The 20,927-nt window shown below is 37.1% G+C and carries 19 protein-coding genes; 14 read left to right on the top strand and 5 right to left on the bottom strand.

Features of this window, described 5'->3' with window-relative positions; genetic code table 11:
• The first annotated feature begins 293 nt into the window (after positions 1–293).
• The 6 genes from F984_RS10415 (at position 294) to putP (ending at position 6,833) form a co-directional block, all read left to right on the top strand.
• Positions 294–2,141 (top strand): ABC transporter ATP-binding protein, encoded by a 1,848-nt coding sequence (locus F984_RS10415; protein WP_004709151.1) that lies wholly within the window; start codon positions 294–296, stop codon positions 2,139–2,141.
• Complete coding sequence (locus tag F984_RS10420) at positions 2,141–2,581, top strand: MaoC family dehydratase (protein ID WP_002050041.1); 441 nt, start codon at positions 2,141–2,143, stop codon at positions 2,579–2,581. The genes F984_RS10415 and F984_RS10420 overlap by 1 nt, the downstream gene beginning before the upstream one ends.
• A gap of 108 nt (positions 2,582–2,689) precedes the next feature.
• On the top strand, positions 2,690–3,715 hold the full coding sequence (locus F984_RS10425) for an AraC family transcriptional regulator (RefSeq protein ID WP_000705529.1): 1,026 nt from the start codon (positions 2,690–2,692) through the stop codon (positions 3,713–3,715).
• Positions 3,716–3,753: 38 nt separating this feature from the next.
• A complete protein-coding gene (gcvH, locus tag F984_RS10430) occupies positions 3,754–4,128 on the top strand; it encodes a glycine cleavage system protein GcvH (RefSeq protein WP_004709154.1) in 375 nt (124 codons plus the stop codon).
• A gap of 97 nt (positions 4,129–4,225) precedes the next feature.
• On the top strand, positions 4,226–4,933 hold the full coding sequence (locus tag F984_RS10435; RefSeq protein WP_080631628.1) for an SIR2 family NAD-dependent protein deacylase: 708 nt from the start codon (positions 4,226–4,228) through the stop codon (positions 4,931–4,933).
• A gap of 409 nt (positions 4,934–5,342) precedes the next feature.
• A complete protein-coding gene (gene putP / locus F984_RS10440; protein ID WP_004709158.1) occupies positions 5,343–6,833 on the top strand; it encodes a sodium/proline symporter PutP in 1,491 nt (496 codons plus the stop codon).
• A gap of 35 nt (positions 6,834–6,868) precedes the next feature.
• On the opposite strand, the gene F984_RS10445 is transcribed toward putP, so the two are convergent.
• Positions 6,869–7,357, bottom strand: coding sequence for an Lrp/AsnC ligand binding domain-containing protein (locus tag F984_RS10445; protein ID WP_001014235.1), 489 nt, complete (start codon positions 7,355–7,357; stop codon positions 6,869–6,871).
• Positions 7,358–7,481: 124 nt separating this feature from the next.
• Between F984_RS10445 and putA the strand changes: the two genes are divergently transcribed.
• The 4 genes from putA (at position 7,482) to F984_RS10465 (ending at position 13,485) form a co-directional block, all read left to right on the top strand.
• Complete coding sequence (gene putA, locus F984_RS10450; protein ID WP_004709159.1) at positions 7,482–11,234, top strand: trifunctional transcriptional regulator/proline dehydrogenase/L-glutamate gamma-semialdehyde dehydrogenase; 3,753 nt, start codon at positions 7,482–7,484, stop codon at positions 11,232–11,234.
• A 106-nt stretch (positions 11,235–11,340) separates the two neighbouring features.
• Positions 11,341–11,814, top strand: coding sequence for a GrpB family protein (locus F984_RS10455; protein WP_004709162.1), 474 nt, complete (start codon positions 11,341–11,343; stop codon positions 11,812–11,814).
• Positions 11,815–11,920: 106 nt separating this feature from the next.
• Positions 11,921–13,006: a tRNA (uridine(54)-C5)-methyltransferase TrmA gene (gene trmA, locus F984_RS10460; protein WP_004709164.1), complete on the top strand. Its 1,086-nt coding sequence runs from the start codon at positions 11,921–11,923 to the stop codon at positions 13,004–13,006.
• A gap of 248 nt (positions 13,007–13,254) precedes the next feature.
• Positions 13,255–13,485: a hypothetical protein gene (locus tag F984_RS10465; protein WP_002050077.1), complete on the top strand. Its 231-nt coding sequence runs from the start codon at positions 13,255–13,257 to the stop codon at positions 13,483–13,485.
• A gap of 35 nt (positions 13,486–13,520) precedes the next feature.
• On the opposite strand, the gene F984_RS10470 is transcribed toward F984_RS10465, so the two are convergent.
• Positions 13,521–14,267 carry a phosphodiester glycosidase family protein gene (locus F984_RS10470; RefSeq protein WP_004709166.1) on the bottom strand — a complete coding sequence of 249 codons (747 nt, stop codon included), beginning with the start codon at positions 14,265–14,267 and terminating at the stop codon, positions 13,521–13,523.
• Between the two features lie 187 nt (positions 14,268–14,454).
• Here F984_RS10470 and F984_RS10475 point away from each other — a divergent pair, with 187 nt between their 5' ends.
• On the top strand, positions 14,455–15,045 hold the full coding sequence (locus F984_RS10475) for a lecithin retinol acyltransferase family protein (protein ID WP_002050195.1): 591 nt from the start codon (positions 14,455–14,457) through the stop codon (positions 15,043–15,045).
• Between the two features lie 48 nt (positions 15,046–15,093).
• On the opposite strand, the gene F984_RS10480 is transcribed toward F984_RS10475, so the two are convergent.
• The gene (locus F984_RS10480) at positions 15,094–15,684 is read right to left on the bottom strand and encodes a YceI family protein (RefSeq protein WP_004709169.1); all 591 of its coding nucleotides are present in this window, start codon (positions 15,682–15,684) and stop codon (positions 15,094–15,096) included.
• Between the two features lie 214 nt (positions 15,685–15,898).
• Here F984_RS10480 and F984_RS10485 point away from each other — a divergent pair, with 214 nt between their 5' ends.
• Positions 15,899–16,306: an OsmC family protein gene (locus tag F984_RS10485; RefSeq protein ID WP_004709172.1), complete on the top strand. Its 408-nt coding sequence runs from the start codon at positions 15,899–15,901 to the stop codon at positions 16,304–16,306.
• A 57-nt stretch (positions 16,307–16,363) separates the two neighbouring features.
• Here the strand turns inward: F984_RS10485 and tkt are convergent, their stop codons facing one another.
• Positions 16,364–18,352: a transketolase gene (tkt, locus tag F984_RS10490; RefSeq protein WP_002050084.1), complete on the bottom strand. Its 1,989-nt coding sequence runs from the start codon at positions 18,350–18,352 to the stop codon at positions 16,364–16,366.
• A 524-nt stretch (positions 18,353–18,876) separates the two neighbouring features.
• Between tkt and metK the strand changes: the two genes are divergently transcribed.
• The gene (metK, locus tag F984_RS10495; protein ID WP_002049844.1) at positions 18,877–20,043 is read left to right on the top strand and encodes a methionine adenosyltransferase; all 1,167 of its coding nucleotides are present in this window, start codon (positions 18,877–18,879) and stop codon (positions 20,041–20,043) included.
• 122 nt (positions 20,044–20,165) lie between these two features.
• On the opposite strand, the gene F984_RS22935 is transcribed toward metK, so the two are convergent.
• The gene (locus tag F984_RS22935; protein ID WP_004702072.1) at positions 20,166–20,414 is read right to left on the bottom strand and encodes a hypothetical protein; all 249 of its coding nucleotides are present in this window, start codon (positions 20,412–20,414) and stop codon (positions 20,166–20,168) included.
• Positions 20,415–20,672: 258 nt separating this feature from the next.
• Between F984_RS22935 and F984_RS10505 the strand changes: the two genes are divergently transcribed.
• Positions 20,673–20,861 (top strand): hypothetical protein, encoded by a 189-nt coding sequence (locus tag F984_RS10505; RefSeq protein ID WP_002050045.1) that lies wholly within the window; start codon positions 20,673–20,675, stop codon positions 20,859–20,861.
• Positions 20,862–20,927 lie beyond the last annotated feature (66 nt).

Raw genomic sequence — 20,927 nt, forward strand, 5'->3', positions numbered from 1 at the left:
AAAATTATAAAAATTACATTCACATCAAATTCATTCACCACTTCATCTATTATTATCGATATAATGAATAAAACATTTTTTGTCTTTACCATGCCTTTTAGGCTTTTCCCGTTTCCAAATTTATATCTTGACTAAATCTTGTCAGTTTTAGTTAAAGATATACAACATAAACTTTGATGTGTATCCACACACCCAACAGATCAACATCTATATCGAGTTTGATCTAACTGACTTTATTGCAAATTAAATTGCGAAATTTTAATAAAGTAGCTGATGTATAAAGGTAGTCATTCATGCTGAAGTGGTTTGAAAAACTTGTAGATCCTTATCCAACCAAAGGTCTGGATGAGCCCTTACCAACTCGCTTTTTCCCATTTGTTTGGCAAGCTACTGAAGGTGTTCGTCCGTACTTATTATTACTCATTATATGTACAGCGGGTGCAGCCAGCTTTGAAGCTCTACTCTTTTCAAAAATTGGGCAACTTGTAGACTGGCTGAGTAACAGTCAACCAGAAAGCTTTTTAAGCCAACACGCTTCCAATATACTCATTCTTATTAGCGTTTTATTTGCTAATATTTTATTTGTTAATATTCAATCTATTATAAAACACCAAATTTTATATAGTACTTTTCCAATGCGCTTACGGTGGCGTTTTCATAATCTTTTGTTAAAGCAAAGTCTAGATTTTTTCCATAATGATTTTGCGGGTCGCCTTTCAGCAAAAGTCATGCAAACAGCACTAGCTATCCGTGAATTTTGGATTATTTTGGGCGATATGTTGGCTTATGTCAGCATTTATTTTATTACCGTTAGTATCGTTCTTGGTGCAATTTCACCAACTTTACTCATTCCACTTATGGTTTGGTTGGGTTTATTCTTATTAAGCGCTTGGTTCTTTATTCCCCGTTTAAGCAAAGTATCACAGCAACAAGCTGATGCTCGTGCAGTAATGACTGGACGTGTAACAGATGCCTACACAAATATTCAAACGGTTAAATTATTTGCCCATGCTGGTCGTGAGAGCCAGTATGCAAAAGCTTCAATGAAAGAGTTTATGACAACTGTCTATGCACAAATGCGATTAGGTACTCTTTTTGAAGTCAGCATTAATTTACTTTCTGCTGTTTTATTTGTAGGCGTGATTGGAACAGCAGTCTGGCTATGGACACAAGGCCTAGCAGCACTAGGTGTAATTGCAGCAACGACCGCCATGATTTTAAAACTTAATAGCATGGCTGAGTTTATGATGTGGCATATGTCAGCCTTATTTGAGAATGTTGGGACTATTCAAGATGGTATGCAAACTCTTGGTAAGAAAATCAATATTCAAGACAAACCAGATGCAAAACCGCTTACAGTAAAGCAAGGTGAAATCGTATTTAAAGATGTTACCTTTGCTTATAATAATAAAAATGTCATCGATCACTTTAATTTACACATTAAAGCGGGCGAAAAGATCGGTATCGTTGGCCGTTCAGGTGCAGGAAAATCTACCCTCATCCAATTACTTTTACACTTCTACCATCTTAAAGAAGGTGCAATTTTAATTGATGGGCAAAATATTGAAGATGTTACACAAGATAGTTTGAGAGCAAATATTGCTTTAGTTACTCAAGATACGTCTCTACTACATCGTTCAGTTGCCGAAAATATTAAATATGGTCGTCCGGATGCAACCGATCTGGACATGCAAAGTGCAGTGCATAAGGCAAAAGCAGCTGAATTTATTCCTCAACTTGTCGATTTAAAAGGCCGTTCTGGCTATGAAGCTCAGGTTGGTGAACGCGGTGTTAAACTTTCAGGCGGTCAAAGACAACGTATCGCTATTGCACGTGTTTTCTTAAAAGATGCACCAATTTTAATATTAGATGAAGCAACAAGCGCATTAGACTCGGAAGTTGAGGCAGCTATTCAGTCTAGTTTAAATGACCTGATGGTAGATAAAACAGTTATTGCAATTGCTCACCGTTTGTCTACCATTGCTCAAATGGACCGTTTAATTGTTCTTGATGAAGGTAGAATTGCAGAGCAAGGTACCCATGAAGAATTAATTGCTAAAAATGGTATATATGCACAATTATGGAAACGCCAAACTGGCGGCTTTCTTATTGAGCAAAAAGTAGTACAGGGTCAGGATTAATGCTTTATTTAGAAGATTTAAAAATTGGTGATCGTTTTATCAGTCGTGAATATGAAATTACACTAGATGAGATTAAACAATTTGCAAGCCACTACGACCCTCAGCCTTTCCATACAGATGAAGAATTAGCTAAAGAAGATCCAATCTTTAAAGGTATTGCTGCCAGTGGATGGCATACCTCGGCAATTACTATGCGCTTATGGACAGAATGTATGCCTATTCATGGGGGGCTCGTGGGTTCAGAGTCTAGTTTACGTTGGCCTCGCCCGACTCGACCTGGTGACCGTATACATGTTGAAGCTGAGATTTCAGCAATTACACCATCCAAAACAAAATTGGATCGTGGTATTGTAAGCTACGTTACGCAAGCTTTAAATCAACATGGAGATGTTTTACTTATTTCAACGACAAAAATCGTTGTCTTTAAAAAGAATATTTAACGAATCCTTGATATGATTGTCTAACAGTTTTTATAAACTCAAATTATATTTCATGACAAGATGTGTAAGAAATGCACGTAGAAAATTGATGAGAGCAACGGAACGCATATGAAAATTACCTCAGCTCGTCAAGATCAAGGTATTCCAGGAGTCTATGGCTTATTGCTATTAGATGTTGTTTCACGTTGGGGATACAACGATGAGACATTATTTGCCCCTTTTCATCTTACAAGTGAACAATTGGCTGACCCTGAATATCGTATTTCAACACCTGTAGCAAATGAGCTGGTTAAACATGCCTTAAATCTCACTGGAGAAAGTACATTGGGTTACCATATTGGTACCCAAATGCGTATTTCAATTCATGGATTTATTGGCTACGCAATAATGACAGCAAAAGATATTACTGAAGCAATTGCTCTCGCTGCTCGTTTTATCCAGTTACGCTTACCTTTTTTACAACTCTATTTTTCTACCTTCGGCCCAAAAGCCACATTACAACTACAATGTGATATTGAGTTAGAACCACTTCGCACCGAAATTGTTTTAGGCTTAACTATTGGCATCATGACAATGGCAAAAGCCATGACAGGTATTGAAGATTTAGCGGGTGATGTCGACCTAGATTTTCCAGAACCAGCAGGCTTTGATAAATATAAGAGCAAACTAAGCAGTACTATTCGGTTTAATCAGCCTCATTTAATTTCTAGTTTTGATAAAAAATATTTAGGCCTTAAATTAATTAATTCAGATCCAATCGCTAGTCAAATTGCTATTAACCAATGTGAGGCTGAACTCTCTGCTTTAGGTGAACGCCGCCGTTTAGCAATGCGTGTACGTGATATTTTAAGTAATTCGGAACAACATTACTTAAGCATAGAAAATGTAGCAGAATACTTACACATGTCAGATCGCACATTAAAGCGACAGTTGGCAGCGGAAGGAACTTCATTTTCAACATTAGTAGATGAAGTCCGCTATCGTCATGCGACTTCTTTACTTTCACGTACAGATTATAGTCTTGAACAAATTGCGGATGAACTAGGTTATTCCGATGTCGCAAATTTCAGCCGAGCATTTAAACGCTGGAGTGGTCGTAGTCCTAGTAACTGGCGTAAAGACCCCTATTTATAATGTTATTAAAATATTGGACACAAGCTTAAGGAGTTGTCATGAATCACCCTTCAGAATTGAAGTATGCACGTACACATGAGTGGGTAAAAGTTGAAGGTGATCTTGTTATTACTGGGATTACCGACCATGCACAAGATGAGCTTGGAGACTTGGTCTATGTTGAAACTCCAGAAGTGGGCAGCCAAGTAACAGCTGGCGAACAAGCTGGAGTAGTTGAATCAGTTAAAACTGCTTCTGACATCCACGCTCCTGTTTCTGGTACAGTAGTAGAAGTAAATACAAACCTTGAAGATGATCCGGATTTTGTAAATGAAGATCCATACGGGAAAGGCTGGATTTATAAAATTAAGCCAGACAACATGGCAGACGTTGAAAAACTTTTAACAAATGAAGAATATGAAGCTGGCTTATAAAATTTAGCATTGCTTTCAATATTCGATAAAAACCAGTTTACTTTTAAACTGGTTTTTTTATATATGTATAAAATAGTTATAAAACTGGATGCGTAGGATCAATAACATGACAAGACTTGTTGTATTTTCTGGTGCAGGTATGAGTGCAGAAAGTGGAATTAGTACTTTTCGTGACAGTAATGGCCTATGGGAAAATTATGATATACAGCAAGTTGCTACTCCGGAAGCTTGGGATAAAGACCCTGCGTTAGTCCAACGGTTTTATAACGAACGCCGTAAAAATATTTTAGAAGCTCAGCCAAATGAAGCTCATCAATATATTGCTAAATTACAAAACCATTTCGATGTACAAGTCATTACACAAAATATTGATGATTTACATGAGCGTGCTGGTAGCCAGAATGTGTTGCATCTACATGGTAATATTCGATTAGCGAAAAGCTCTGGACCAAATGCCCAATATACAAATGAATTTTATGAAATTAATGGTTGGAAATTAGATCTAGAGCATGACCTTTGTCCAAATGGCTATCCACTTCGCCCTCATGTGGTTTGGTTTGGTGAAGCAGTTCCAGCATTTGAAGAAGCCATAAAGCAAGTGCATGAAGCAGATATTTTCATTGTTATTGGTTCAACCTTAAGTGTTTACCCTGTTGCTGCTTTAGTTCATGAAATTCCTAACTACACTGAAGCCTACTATATAGATCCCCAAGCAGATCATTCTCGTGTTCCATCTCAATATAAACTATTAAATATGACAGCCACAGAAGGTATGAAAGAGCTATTTCATCAATTGACGAGCTAATATTTCTTTCATTTTTATTGCAAATTTCACCTCTAAAGTTGTCTCTTCACATGAAATTGATGCGAAAACACTCAACTCATGTCAAATTTTTTCTTGAGACATATATTGTCATTGCTAATTTTGTAACCAAACATGCTGATCTATTTTCTAAATATACTATTTTTATAATTTTCTAAACAATAAATGAATTATTTACACTACCTAATCTATTGATTAAATTAAATTTAATTTTTATTGTAATTGAAATTACATTGGTTTACATAAAAATACATAAAACACATCACAAAGATAACAGAGCAAAAAATTTCTTTTGTGGTTGAATCTCAACCTCTTGAAATGCCGTACAAGAAAACAGCGACCTGGATTAGGTTACAATCACGGATTATGGATATAAGGACACACATCCATTATGAGTTATTTTGATCCCACCCTCATCATGTTTATGGTGTACATCGTAGCAATGGTACTTATCGGCTTATTTGCCTACCGTGCTACAAGCGACTTCTCTGATTATATTCTTGGTGGTCGTAGTTTAGGCAGTTTCGTTACTGCATTATCCGCAGGCGCATCAGACATGAGTGGTTGGTTACTCATGGGCTTACCAGGAGCTATTTATCTTTCTGGTTTATCTGAAGCGTGGATTGCAATTGGTCTAATTATCGGTGCTTGGCTTAACTGGTTACTGGTTGCTGGTCGATTACGCGTTCATACTGAAATCCAAAATAATGCACTCACTCTGCCCGACTATTTTACAAGTCGATTTGATGACAAGAAAAAGATTCTTCGTATTTTCTCTGCCGTTATTATCTTGGTTTTCTTCGCAATTTACTGTGCCTCAGGTATGGTAGCTGGCGCTCGTTTATTTGAAAATTTATTTGGTATGTCATATACCACCGCAATCTGGTTAAGCGCTATTGCAACAATCAGTTATGTTTGTATTGGTGGATTTTTGGCAATTAGCTGGACTGATACTTTCCAAGCGGGCTTAATGATTTTTGCCCTTTTGCTCACCCCAATCGTAACTTACCTTGCAATTGGCGACACAACTCAGTTTGTAACGCTTATTGAAACTGCTCGTCCACATGCATTTAACATCGTTTCAGATTTAAGTGTGGTGGCCGTTTTATCTTCAATGGCTTGGGGTTTAGGCTATTTTGGCCAACCGCATATTCTTGTACGTTTCATGGCTGCTGACTCTGTAAAATCAATTCCTGCTGCTCGCCGTATTGGTATGACTTGGATGATTTTATGTTTAGTTGGTGCAGTCGGTGCCGGTTTCTTTGGTATTGCGTATTTCCAGCAACATCCTGAACTTGCAGGTGTTGTAAGTAAAAACCCTGAAACTGTATTTATGGAATTGACTAAAATTTTATTCAATCCATGGATTGTCGGTATCATCCTAGCTGCTATTTTAGCTGCGGTTATGAGTACATTAAGCTGTCAACTGTTGGTATGTTCAAGTGCGCTAACTGAAGATTTATACAAAGGCTTCATCCGTAAAAATGCTTCTCAAAAAGAGCTTGTATGGGTTGGCCGTATCATGGTACTTGCAATTGCTGTTCTGGCAATTGTGCTCGCTGGTAATCCTGACAGTAAAGTTCTTGGTCTTGTTGCTTATGCGTGGGCTGGTTTTGGTGCCGCATTTGGACCACTCATCATCTTGTCATTGTTCTGGAAGCGTATGACTTTAGAAGGTGCTTTAGCAGGTATGATCGTAGGTGCAGTTGTTGTAATTGGTTGGAAAAATCTTTTCGCAAGCACCGGTGTTTACGAAATTATTCCTGGCTTTATCTGTGCATTTATCAGCATCATCGTAGTGAGCTTGATTAGCAAAACTCCAAATACTGATGTAACTGATCGCTTCGAACAAGCTGATAAACTCTATAAAGAAAGTGTATAAAAATGAATAAAATAAAAAGGGGCTCTGGCCCCTTTTTATTTATTTTTAGTTTTGATTTTAATTTTTGAACTATCTTTTACCACTTGCATCACAGGGTAGCTACGCGTTTCTTTCACACCTGGTAATTGCCATAGTACCTGTCCAGCAATACGTCTAAACTCTTCCATACTGCCACTTCGTAATTTAATTAAAAAATCAAATCCGCCACTAACCATATGGCATTCAACGATCTCTGGATAATGCACTACTGCGTCAATAAACTCATCTAAAACATTGGGTGTTGTTTTATCGAGTAACACTTCAACAAAAACCAAAAAATTTGCATTTAACTTAACTGGATTTAATTTAGCTTCATAACCCAAGATAAATTCATCCTTCGTCAGCTTCTGCACCCGGGCCATAACCGCAGTTGGAGATAGGTTTACAAGTTCAGCCAATCTACTGTTAGAAATACGCCCATCTGTTTGAAGAATATCCAAAATTTTTAAATCTGTACGATCAAGGCTTAATAAGGGGCCATTCATCTGAATTTTCCTCTAAAAAATGGGCAAAATATAGTGAGTTATTCGGTGTTTCTTCTGTAATGATAAATTATCTAAACCTCTCTACTCAAGATGAGTTTACGAGAGCTGGTTGGCGGAAATAGATATGAACACAATGGATACTTTTCATCAAATGGATAAATCTCACCAAGGCTATATCACCGAATTCAACGATAAAAGTGAGTTTGAACAACGCATTAATACAGCTTGGCGTCGTGCCGAACCTGAAGCTGTAGAAGAGCTATTACAAGCTGCTGCGGTATCTGATGATTTAGATCATAAAATTTATGACCTTGCATTTAACCTTGCCCATAATTTACGTGAACGTAAGACCTCTTCGGGTAAAGCGGGTATTGTTCAAGGGTTATTACAAGAATTCTCTCTGTCTTCACAAGAAGGCGTGGCTTTGATGTGTCTTGCTGAAGCTTTGCTTCGTATACCAGACACAGCAACACGTGACTTGCTCATTCGCGATAAAATCAATCAAGGTAACTGGAAAGAACACGTTGGCCAAAGTAGCTTAATGTTTGTAAATGCTGCAGCATGGGGCCTCATGTTAACCGGTAAGCTTATGGAGACACCAAAGCAAACCAGTCTTTCAAGTGTACTTACTGGCCTGTTAGCCCGTAGTGGTCGTGGCATTATTCGTAAAGCAGTTGATGTAGCAATGCGCATGATGGGTGAACAGTTTGTAACTGGTGAAACCATCGAAGAAGCTGTCGACCACGCAAAAGTACTTGAAGATAAAGGTTTCCGCTATTCTTATGACATGTTAGGTGAAGCTGCCTTAACCGAACATGATGCTGAACGCTACTTTAACGATTACACACAAGCCATTCATGCAATTGGTAAAGCGTCTAATGGTAAAGGCGTTTATGATGGCCCTGGTATCTCAATTAAGCTTTCTGCTTTACATCCACGTTACCAACGTGCGCAAATTGAACGTGTTCACAAAGAACTCTACGGCAAAGTATTTGAGCTCGCTCGTTTAGCTAAACAGTACAACATTGGTTTAAATATCGATGCAGAAGAATCTGAACGTTTAGAAATTTCTCTTGAGTTACTTGAGCGTCTTTGTTTTGAGCCAGAACTTGAGAACTGGAAAGGTATTGGATTCGTTATTCAAGCTTACCAAAAACGCTGTTTCTTCGTAGTTGATTATATTATTGATCTTGCTAAACGCAGCCAAAAGCGTCTCATGATTCGCCTTGTAAAAGGTGCATATTGGGATAGCGAAATCAAGAAAGCGCAAATCGAAGGTATGGATGACTACCCTGTCTTCACACGTAAAGTGCATACAGATCTGTCTTATATTGCTTGTGCTAAAAAATTACTTGCAGCGCCTGAGTTCATCTATCCACAATTTGCGACTCACAATGCTCAAACACTAGCAACAATTTATCATTTAGCTGATCCAAGCAAGTATTATGCTGGTCAATATGAATTCCAATGCTTACATGGCATGGGTGAACCACTTTATGAACAAGTTGTTGGTCCACGTGAGCAAAATAAATTAGGCGTGCCATGCCGTATTTATGCTCCGGTTGGTAACCATGAAACTTTGTTAGCTTATCTGGTTCGTCGTTTACTCGAAAATGGTGCGAATACTTCATTTGTTAACCGTATTGCCGATAAAACACTTAAAGTTGAAGATCTTATCCAGTCTCCAATTTATGATATTCGTAATGCAGCTAAGCTTGAAGGTTCAGTTGGGTTAAAACATCCATCAATTCCACTACCTTTAGATATGTACGGAACGCTTCGTAAAAACTCTAAAGGTTATGACTTAGCAAATGACACCCCACTTGCAGCTTTAGATAGCACAGCTCAACAGTTACGTAACCGTATTTGGCAGAGCCATCCATTATTAGGAAATAGCGATTTATCGAAACAAGGTCATTCTATTGCAATTACAAACCCAGCACAAAATGATGAAATTGTTGGTTATGTACAAGAAGCTGATCTTAATGATGTAGAAATTGCACTTAATGCAGCTGAACAAATACAAATTGAGTGGGCAAATACACCTAAAGATCAGCGCGCTCAATATTTAAAACGTGCAGCTGACCTTATGGAAAGCCGTATCCAAGAGTTAATGGTATTACTTTGCCGTGAAAGCGGTAAAACTTATGCGAATGCCATTGCAGAGGTTCGTGAGGCTGTAGATTTCTTACGTTACTATGCAACTCAGGTTGAAAATCTCCCTAAGAATACAACCATTCAGCCACTTGGTACTGTACTTTGTATTAGCCCTTGGAACTTCCCTCTTGCGATTTTCTCTGGCCAAATTGCTGCAGCACTAGTTAGTGGTAACTGCGTTATTGCAAAACCTGCCGAGCAAACACCTTTAATCGCAGCTCAAGCAGTGCAAATTTTATGGGAAGCGGGTATTCCACATGGTGCTGTACAGTTATTACCAGGTCGTGGTGAAACAGTAGGTGCTCAGCTTAGCCAAGATCGACGTATTGATGGCATCATGTTTACCGGTTCAACTGAAGTTGCAAAAATTTTGCAGAAGACAGTTGCAAAGCGTTTAGCTGCTAATGGTCAATCTATTCCTCTCATTGCAGAAACTGGTGGCCAAAATGCAATGATTGTGGACTCATCTGCATTAACTGAACAAGTTGTACTTGATGTTGTAAGTTCTGCATTTGATAGCGCAGGTCAACGTTGCTCTGCTTTGCGTATTTTATGTGTACAAGAAGATAGTGCTGCAACCGTTATTAAAATGCTTAAAGGTGCAATGCAACAGTTAATTGTAGGCAACCCTGCCATTTTAAAAACTGACATTGGTCCAGTTATTGATGACGAAGCAAAACACACGATTGACCAGCACATCCAAAAAATGAAGTCTAAGGGCTATCCAGTACATCAATTGATGTTTGGAGCGACAAGCCAAACTGAATTAGATAAAGGAACTTTTGTTGTACCAACAGCAATTGAGTTACCTAACCTCGATGACTTACAGCGTGAAGTTTTTGGTCCGGTTTTACATATCATTACCTATAAGTATGGTGAGCTTGAACAACTCATCTCACGCATTAATGCTAAAGGTTATGGCTTAACAATGGGTCTACATACTCGTATTGATGAAACCATCCAAACCGTAATTCAACATGCTGAAGTTGGTAACCTTTATATCAACCGTAATATTGTTGGGGCCGTTGTTGGCGTTCAACCATTCGGTGGTGAAGGTTTATCTGGTACAGGTCCTAAAGCGGGTGGCCCTCTTTACATGTATCGCTTAATGCAGGATTGTTCAAACAAAGTATTAGCAACTCCATTTGCGGTAAAAAATGAGCAAACCATTTTTGAAGGCTTTAACCGTGAAGTTTATCAAAGCTTACAAAACTGGGCGAAACAACATTTACCACAAGCAAGTCGTGAAATTGAACCATTTGGTGTAGGCAAGTTTTATGAGTTACAAGGCCCTACTGGGGAAAGTAACCAATATATTATTTTGCCGCGTCACCGTGTACTTTCAATTGCCGACACTGAACAAAATCAATTACATCAATTGCTCGCAATTTTTGCAGTGAGTAGTCAAGCTGCTGTAATGCCAAATAGTCCATTGTTGGCAAAACATAAACAAACGTTGCCAAAAGATGTACTTGATGCAATTACGACTATCAAAAACATCACTACAGATGATTTTGATGCTGTTTTGCACCATGGTAGCCGTGAAGAGGTTCTCTCATTACAGCAAGAAATTGCAAGCCGCTCTGGTGCAATTGTAGGCATTACACATGTTGAATCAAACGAGACAATTCCACTTGAACGTTTAGTAATTGAGCGTGCAATTAGTGTGAATACAGCTGCTGCTGGTGGCAATGCAAGCTTAATGACTATGTCTGACTAACACATAAATTTATCTAAAAAGCCCAAATTTCAGTATTTGGGCTTTTTTGTTTAATCGAGTAATCTCTTTTTAAATATATAAATGTTATCTATTAGCGAATTTCATAATGATCTTTTTAGAACCAGAACAATATCAACAAAATTGTGTTCATCTTTTCAACTCATATAAAAAGAATATCTCCTCCCTTTTACCATTTGCCAAAATTGAACATATTGGTTCGTCTGCAATCCCAAATGCGATTTCAAAAGGTGATTTAGACATTTATATTGAAGTGATGTCTGATCAATTTGAATTCGCAATAGAACAATTAAAAACACTTAATTTTATAGAAAAACAAAATACCCTTAGGACACATGAGCTTTGCATGCTTGAATCAATGAACGATGATGAAGTTGCATTTCAAATTGTAGTAGCCGATTCAGTATTTACGTTTTTCTTAACATTTAGAAATAAGCTTATAGATTCACCGCTGTTGGTGCATGAATATAATCAATTAAAATTACAGTGTAGCCATTTAGATCCCGATCAATATAGAGCAATAAAATCAGATTTTATTAACCGCGTCTTAAATCATCTCTAATTTAAGTACCCTATTTCTTTATGAATATCTGACTAAAATTGACTCCTGCAAGCTCGATTTTTTTGATACCATTCACTATTTGATTCTGTCTAAATTTTCTTTGTCTATGACCTCTTCTTATCGTCAACAACTTCAAGCTAAAATTGATCGCATTACTACTCAATTTTCTGAATTTACACCGCCTACATTAGAAGTGTTTGAATCACCTGAACAACATTTCCGTATGCGTGCTGAATTTCGGATCTGGCATACAGAAAATGATATGTTCTATGCCATGTTTGAACGTAACGATGAAGATAAGCAAAAAACAGTTGTCCGCATAGATGAGTTTCCTATTGCAGACAAAAGCATTAACGATTTAATGCCTCGCCTTTTAGCAGAACTCAAAGCTGAGCCTTTACTTTCACAGCGTTTATTTGAAGTTGATTTTCTCGCAACACTTAGTGGAGAAATGCTAGTTACCCTGATTTATCACCGTAAACTTAATCAGGAGTGGGAACAATCAGCTAAAGCACTTGCTGAAAAATTAAATATTAAAATTATGGGTCGTAGCCGAGGTCAGAAAGTTGTTATTGGCGATGACTTTGTTGTAGAAGAATTTGAACTTTCAAACCGTACATTCAAATACAAACAAATTGAAAGTAGCTTTACGCAGCCGAATGCACAAGTTTGCAAAAAAATGCTGCAATGGGCATGTGATGCAGCTGAGGGTTCGAAAAAACACTTACTAGAACTTTATTGTGGTAACGGTAACTTTACCCTTCCATTATCACTAAAATTCGAACGCGTACTTGCTACCGAACTTGCAAAATCATCAGTTTATGCTGCTCAATGGAATATTGAACAAAACCAGATTGATAATATTCAGGTAGCACGCCTATCAGCTGAAGAGTTTACTCAAGCTTATCAAGGTGAGCGCGAGTTCCGCCGTCTACAAGAAGCAAATATTGATATTCGAAGTTATGATTTTGATACCGTATTTGTAGATCCTCCGCGTGCGGGAATTGATGATGAAACTTTAAAACTTTTGCAAGGTTTTGAGCGTATTATCTACATTTCATGTAATCCCGACACTTTATATGAAAATTTAAAAGCACTCACAAAAACTCATCGAGTGACTAAGTTTGCTTTGTTCGATCAGTTCCCTTATACACATCATGTTGAGTCAGGTGTATTACTCGAGAAGATTTAAACAAAATTTTTCAATGTAACTCTATTTTATAAGGAGATTAAATATCTCCTTATTTTTCAATATCTTTTCATTAAGTATTTAAATTTTAAAAAAATATCAAGTCATCTATTCGTCATAATTTCGTTTAACTCAACCATTACTATCGAAAATTCTCTAGTTCAACTGGTGGATTTATCACTTATAGAGACTTGTATTTTAATTTAATTTGGCTATATTTCGATCTATGTTAGGTTGTATATGAAGGCTCTATGAGTTTTTGGCAAAAGCTGTTCTTAGCAGATCAACAGCATAACGAGCATAAGAATCAAACTGCTTGTGTTGAAAATGACTGCTCATGTAAAACTAATGAACAACTTCTAAGTGCTCTTGCACAAGCAACAGATGAAGATGTCATTATGGGAATAAAAAAAGTTCTTATTTCCCGTGGGTATAGCCGTAAAGAGTTAAATGAACTCATTCAAAAACCATCTATTCATTAATTATAAAGCCAGTCATGTACTGGCTTTTTTGTATTTTATTTGATTTCACAATTTGTATGGCTGACTAAACCAATAATAGGTCCCATATAAAATTTTCTATCATTACGGTTATTCTTAGGCAAATACAAACTAGAGATAGAACCATCTAAGTATAATGCCTGCTCTACGTTAAGACCTTTTTGGAAAAATTCAGCAAAATTATAAAAATTCACTCTATTTTTAGAGATCACAAAATAAAGTTTATTATTTTTTATACCTACCCCATTACGTATTTTCTTTGAATCGCTATTTGCTAGAAATAAGGGATTTATTTTGCCATTAATCACCAACATGGGGCCGGACTGCGTAGCATAATCGGATTGAAAAGCTTTTGCTTTATATTGTTCAGTTGCCAATACAACAGCTCGTCTTTTATTCCATGCTAAAACTCCATTAGGCTGCAAAAAGAAGTTACCCCATCCATTATCTTCATTTAAGGGCTGGATCTGTCTTTCTTGTTCAATATATAGCCCTACTGGAGAAAAACCAGAATGGAACATACCCGCATTCATTGCAAAAGTAAGCTGTTCGCATGATTTGAGTTGGCGCTGAATATTATCGAAACTTTTATAATATTGATTCGTTTCTGGATTTTGCAAAAATAAGCGCAATTGATTTAAATTTGAAATTTCAATGACTTCAAATTGATCATCGGTAGCATTTTGCATTTGGCTATACTCTTCTGCTAAAGCAGATTGCCCAAAGACCATAAAATTAATAATACACAGCATGAGTATTTTCATTAATGGCAAACCTCATATGTCATTTTCTGTTCATAGCAATACTTTATTAAATAAAATGCTTTGATGTGATATATACCCGAAAGGCGCTTATTCCACCTAAACAATACACTAGAGCACAACTATATTCGTTATAATAGTGAACAGCTTTTAATAAAAGTGATCAAAACTTTATTGGATCAGCGTGAAAATGCAACAAACAAATAAACGCTACCCTTTAGGGGCTCATCTTATTGTAAAACATCTCGGCTATAGCCATCATGGTATTTACGCTGGGAGAGGTCGAGTTATTCATTATTCAGGCCTAGCACATTTCATCAAAAAACGACCCATTGAAATTACTTCATTAGATGCCTTTTCTCATGGCAAAAAAATTCATGTGCGTTCTTATGATGCGCCACGCTACAAAGGAAAAGTGGTTGTTCGACGTATGCGCTCACGCATGCACGAAAACCACTATCATTTAATTATTAATAATTGTGAACATTTATGCAGTTGGGCAATCACTGGTATTGAAACTAGTACTCAAGTTGAGCGTATGATGCATCGCTTAACCACCATTGGTTACGTAAGTTCGATCATGAGTTATATGAATGGCATGATGCTGACCGTAGCAACCACCTGCTTCGCTCTTGTTCTTTATATTAAAAAAAAATTACGTGATCAGGCAAAAATGAAAGTTCCAACTTATCAATTTTTAAGAGAAAAAGCCGAAAAAAGAAATGTAGATCCTTCTCAACCCTTAGTTTTTATAGAACCCGATAAAAAAGAACCAATCTAATAATTAAAAAAGTCCTCATGATTGAGGACTTTTTAGAAGACTTACAACTTATTTTTTAGCTGCACTAGCTGCCGTTGCTTCAGTCGTAATGTTTACAGTGATCTTATCACCTACATTAGGCACATAGTTGCCTAGACCGAAATCAGAACGATTGAATGAAGTTGTCGCATTGAAACCAATCGCTGGAACTTTTGCCATTGGGTGTTCACCCTGTTTGTTTAAAACAGCATCAAGTACAACTGGCTTAGTGACGCCTTTAACAGTTAGGTCACCAGTAATTTTGAAGTGTTTTTTATCTTTAGTTTCTACTTTCGTACTTTTGAAAGTGATATTTGGGTATTTAGCTGCATTAAACCAAGCTTCTTGTTGGAATTCTTTATCTAAAGCAGGTACGTTTGTATTTACACTGCTTAAAGGAATTGTCACATTTACAGAAGAATTTGCTGGTTTAGCATTATCAACTTTAATTACACCTTGGATGTCCGAGAAGTTAGCGCTTGGAGTTGAAAAACCAAAGTGGTTCCATGAGAAAACAGTCGCTGTATGTGTTGGGTCAATTTTATAATCCACTGGTGCAGCTAATGTAACTGTACTTGCCAACGCTACTGCTAAACCGAAGCTTAATGTTTTAAGATGCATTTTTCGTATCCTTTATTGATATAGTCGTTAGTGTATACATCAAGTAATTTAATTCACTATTCTTTATAAAACGATATGTTTCATCCATGCAACAATAAAAGCGTTACAGTTGTTATTCAAAACCCATATTATAAAGTATAGATATTTTTCTATCCGAAGCTTTCTGATTTATTGATTTTTACTTCAATTGTATTGATAAATAACAAGGTAAAACATGGCTAACACTGTTCAAGCACAAAGCACTTCTACTCCGTACCGAGTAACACTTACCGATTCGTCAGGTCATCAATGGTTTGCAGACGAACCAACTGATAAAGGTGGACAAGATACAGCTCCAAATCCAGTTCAGCTTTTACTATCGGCTTTAGGCGCGTGCACTACAATTACACTAGAAATGTATGCAAATCACAAAGGGATTAAGCTTGAGCATGTACAAGTCGATTTAGCCTTAAATCCAAATGGTGATCCGGAAGCAGGCACAAATAACATTGAGCGTAAAATTACGCTAAAGGGTGAATTTACTGAAGATCAACATAAACGACTCTTAAAAGTTGCTGAAAGCTGCCCAATTCATAAGTTATTGACTTCGAATATTTCGATTCAAACTGAACTTAATATTTAAAATTTATAAAAAAAGCGCCCCAATCGGGACGCTTTTTTCTTCTGCTTAGTTAATTCATTAAGCAGTCAATTCTTTTACTGCAGCTACTACAGCTTCAGTTGTAATACCAAAGAATTGGAACAAGTCTTTCGCTGGTGCTGACTCACCATAAGTTGACATACCAATTACTTTGCCATCAAGACCAACAAACTTCCACCAGTAGTCAACATGAGCTGCTTCAACCGCAACACGTGCACGGATATGAGCTGGTAATACAGCTTCACGATATGCAGCATCTTGTTTCATAAACTCTTCTGCACATGGCATAGAAACTACACGCACACCTTCAAGCTGAGCATAAGCTTCCATTGCTAAAGAAACTTCAGAACCAGTAGCAATAATAATTGCTTTCAACTCGCCTTTCTCTTGAGCAAGAACATAACCACCTTTTGCTGCATTCTGAATTTGTTCTTCAGTACGCGTTTGGAATGGCAAGTTTTGACGAGAGAAAATAAGTGCTGTAGGGCCATCTTTACGCTCTAAAGCAGATTTCCATGCAATTGCTGTTTCAACAGTATCAGCAGGACGCCAAGTATTTAAGTTTGGTGTACCACGTAAAGAAGCAATTTGTTCAATTGGTTGGTGTGTTGGACCATCTTCACCTAAACCAATTGAGTCATGTGTATAAACATGAATTACACGTTGTTTCATCAATGCAGACATACGCACTGCGTTACGTGCATATTCCATAAACATTAAGAATGTTGCCACGTAAGGAATGAAACCGCCATGTAATGCAACACCATTTGCAATTGCAGTCATACCAAACTCACGTACACCATAGTACACGTAGTTACCAGCTGGGTTTTCTTGAACACCTTGGCAACCTTTCCAAAGTGTTAAGTTAGAACCAGCCAAGTCCGCAGAACCACCTAATAATTCAGGTAATAAAGGACCAAATGCTTGTAATGTATTTTGACTTGCTTTACGAGTTGCTACAGTTTCAGCTTTAGCATTTGTCTCACGAATAAACGCATCTGCTTGAGCTGAAAACTCTGCTGGTAAATCACCGTTAATACGACGAAGTAACTCAGCTGCTTCTGTAGGATATTTTGCTTGGTATTGAGCAAATACTTCATTCCAAGCTGCTTCAGCTTCATTACCTTTTGCTTTAGCATCCCATGCAGCATATACATCAGCAGGAATAACAAATGCTTCTTCAGTCCAACCTAAAGCTTCACGAGTTAAGGTAATTTCATCTTTACCTAACGGCGCACCGTGACAATCTTCTTTACCTTGTTTGTTTGGAGAACCTAAACCAATAATTGTTTTACAAATAATAATCGTTGGTTTTTGAGTTTCAGCTTTAGCTTCAACTGTTGCTTGACGAATAGCATCAGCATCATGGCCATCTACACGAAGAACTTGCCAGCCATAAGCTTTGAAACGCTCTTCAGTATCATCACTAAACCAGCCTTCTACTTCACCATCAATCGAAATGCCGTTGTCATCATAATAAGCAATCAATTTACCAAGCTGTAAAGTACCTGCCAATGAACATACTTCGTGAGAAATACCTTCCATTAAACAGCCGTCACCCAAGAAACAATAAGTGAAGTGATCAACTACTTTTAAATCATCTTTATTGAATTGAGCAGCTAAAGTTTTTTCAGCCAATGCAAAACCAACGGCATTTGCAATACCTTGTCCTAAAGGACCAGTCGTTGTTTCAATCCCTGGAGCATAACCATATTCAGGATGACCAGGAGTTTTTGAGTGCAATTGACGGAATTGTTTTAAATCTTCAATTGAAAGATCATAACCTGTTAAATGAAGCAAAGCATATTGCAACATTGAACCATGACCATTTGACAAAACAAAACGGTCACGGTTTGCCCATTGTGGATTAGTTGGGTTGTGATTTAAAAACTCGCGCCAGACGACATCAGCAATATCTGCCATCCCCATTGGAGCACCTGGATGCCCTGAGTTTGCCTGTTGCACAGCATCCATTGCCAATACACGAATTGCGTTTGCAATACGACGTTCGTTTAAAGGGGTCGTCATAGATCAGAATCCAATTTTAATAGATTGATGAAAAGAAGATGATGAATAACCATTCAATGCCGCTATATTGTCTTAAAAAAACGCCTAGGGGTAAACCCCAACACGGTATATTTCTTTATTTTTAACCTTTTCTTGGTTACTCAAAAAACATTTAGATTCTTAAGCTGTGTAAAACAATACTATTTATGGGTACTTCTATCCTCAACCTTTGTCGAAATATCCCCCTTTGATCAGCATATAAAGTTATATTTATTCTGTTTAATTATAGTCTTTCGCTTCATAGTCTAAATTTTTTGGTTAATATTTAATAAAATCAAATGTTTAAAATTTAGACATTTTTTTAAATTTTTTATATAAAAATAATTAATTTTCATCTAGCTATATCAATTTCCCTGATACACTTATCAATTAAAACATAGTAGAAATGAAAGAAATTCATGCTTTTTAGTCAGTATGAACTGGTCCTCAAGCTCAAGTCGATGTAACATATTATGTCTTTTTGAAATAACCAAGATAGGACTTTCATGCGCGAGTACGCTGTTTTTACCTCGGAATCTGTAAGCGAAGGTCATCCCGATAAAATGGCCGACCAAATTAGCGACGCTATTTTGGATGCAATCTTAAAAGAAGACCCATACGCACGTGTTGCTTGTGAAACACTGGTAAAAACAGGCGCTGTTGTACTTGCAGGTGAAATCACAACAACTGCGAATATTGATGTAGAAGCTGTAGTTCGCCAAACTGTTAACGGTATTGGCTATCACCATTCAGATTTAGGCTTTGATGGATCAACTTGTGCCGTAATCAATATGATTGGTAAACAATCACCTGAGATTGCACAAGGTGTGGATCGCCAAAAACCTGAAGATCAAGGTGCTGGTGACCAAGGTTTAATGTTTGGTTATGCAAGTCGCGAAACTGACGTGCTTATGCCAGCTCCTATTTCTTATGCTCACCGTTTAATGGAGCGTCAAGCTGAGCTTCGTCGTTCAGGTGCATTACCATGGTTACGTCCAGATGCAAAAAGTCAGGTTACTTTTGCGTATGAAAATGGCAAGCCTGTACGTTTAGACGCAGTAGTACTTTCTACTCAACATGATCCTGAAATTACTCAAACTCAGCTTAAAGAAGCTGTAATTGAAGAAATTATCAAACCGATCATCCCTGCTGAAATGTTCCATGCAGCCACTAAATTCCATATTAACCCGACAGGTATGTTTGTTATCGGTGGCCCTGTAGGTGACTGTGGTTTAACAGGTCGTAAAATCATTGTTGATACTTACGGTGGTATGGCTCGTCACGGCGGTGGTGCATTCTCTGGTAAAGATCCATCTAAAGTAGACCGTTCAGCTGCATACGCTGGTCGTTATGTTGCTAAAAATATTGTTGCGGCTGGACTTGCTGACAAATGTGAAATTCAGGTGAGTTATGCAATTGGTGTTGCAGAACCAACTTCTATTTCAATCAATACTTTTGGTACTGCAAAAGTTTCTGATGAGTTAATTATCCAATTAGTACGTGAGCATTTTGATTTACGTCCATTTGGTATTACTCGTATGCTTAACTTAATTCAACCAATGTATAAACAGACAGCTGCTTACGGTCATTTTGGTCGTGAAGGTTCAGATTCTGCATTCACATGGGAAAAAACTGACAAAGTTGAAGTACTTAAAGATGCGGCGGGCCTTTAAGCCCTATATATTAAAAGCCCGCTTAATGCGGGCTTTTTTTATTATTTTTTATATTTTGTTAAAATTAAGCAATAAACTTTCCAACACACATTATTTAAAAGTATGTAGCAAATTAAGCACTACTACTGTTTCGTAGTTTTATCACCTTCATTTAGTACATCTAATAAAGTCGATTGAGTAGGTGTATCCTGATGATTTTGAATATAAATATGGACAACTTTGAATACAACAACTACTGCCAAACAAGCCATCACACAAAACATCCATAACCCATAAGGACTACGAATATGATGTGAACCACAATATGGACATGATTTGTCAGTTGATGCCACAACTTTGTCACAACACGCACAATGATATTGATATAGCATAGGTAACCCTCCTTCCCTCACTTCAACCGTTGTTGTTTTAATAGGTTTGCTACAATTTTTAATTTATACATCCTTTATATTTATCCTATGTGAAATGAAAAGAGAATTCAATCTGAATGAACAATGCGTTCATTTTTAAAAAATTTAGTTTATACAAGGAGATAAATTAAATATTATTTTTTCTGTACTATTTTTCTTATTTTGATATTTTGCTGAATTTGTTAAAATACATGAATAGTTCATTTTCTAGGCCAATCCATGTCACACACCCAGCTCATTAATAAAGGTGGCTTTCGTGAAAGAGCCAATAGAAGCCGGAAATATCAACAATCTGAAAACAAGCAGACAGCTCTACCTTCAAACAAGTATCAACCTCAGACGAAGTCAGAAGAAAATTCAACTGTAATAGCTCAAGCTGGAACAGATAATGCTGATTGTTCAAATTAATAATCGATAGAATATTAAAAAAGGCCTAATCATTTAAGATTTAGGCCTTTTATTTTTATATAAGGA

The sequence above is a fragment of the Acinetobacter nosocomialis NIPH 2119 genome, from assembly GCF_000368085.1.
Lineage (GTDB): Bacteria > Pseudomonadota > Gammaproteobacteria > Pseudomonadales > Moraxellaceae > Acinetobacter > Acinetobacter nosocomialis.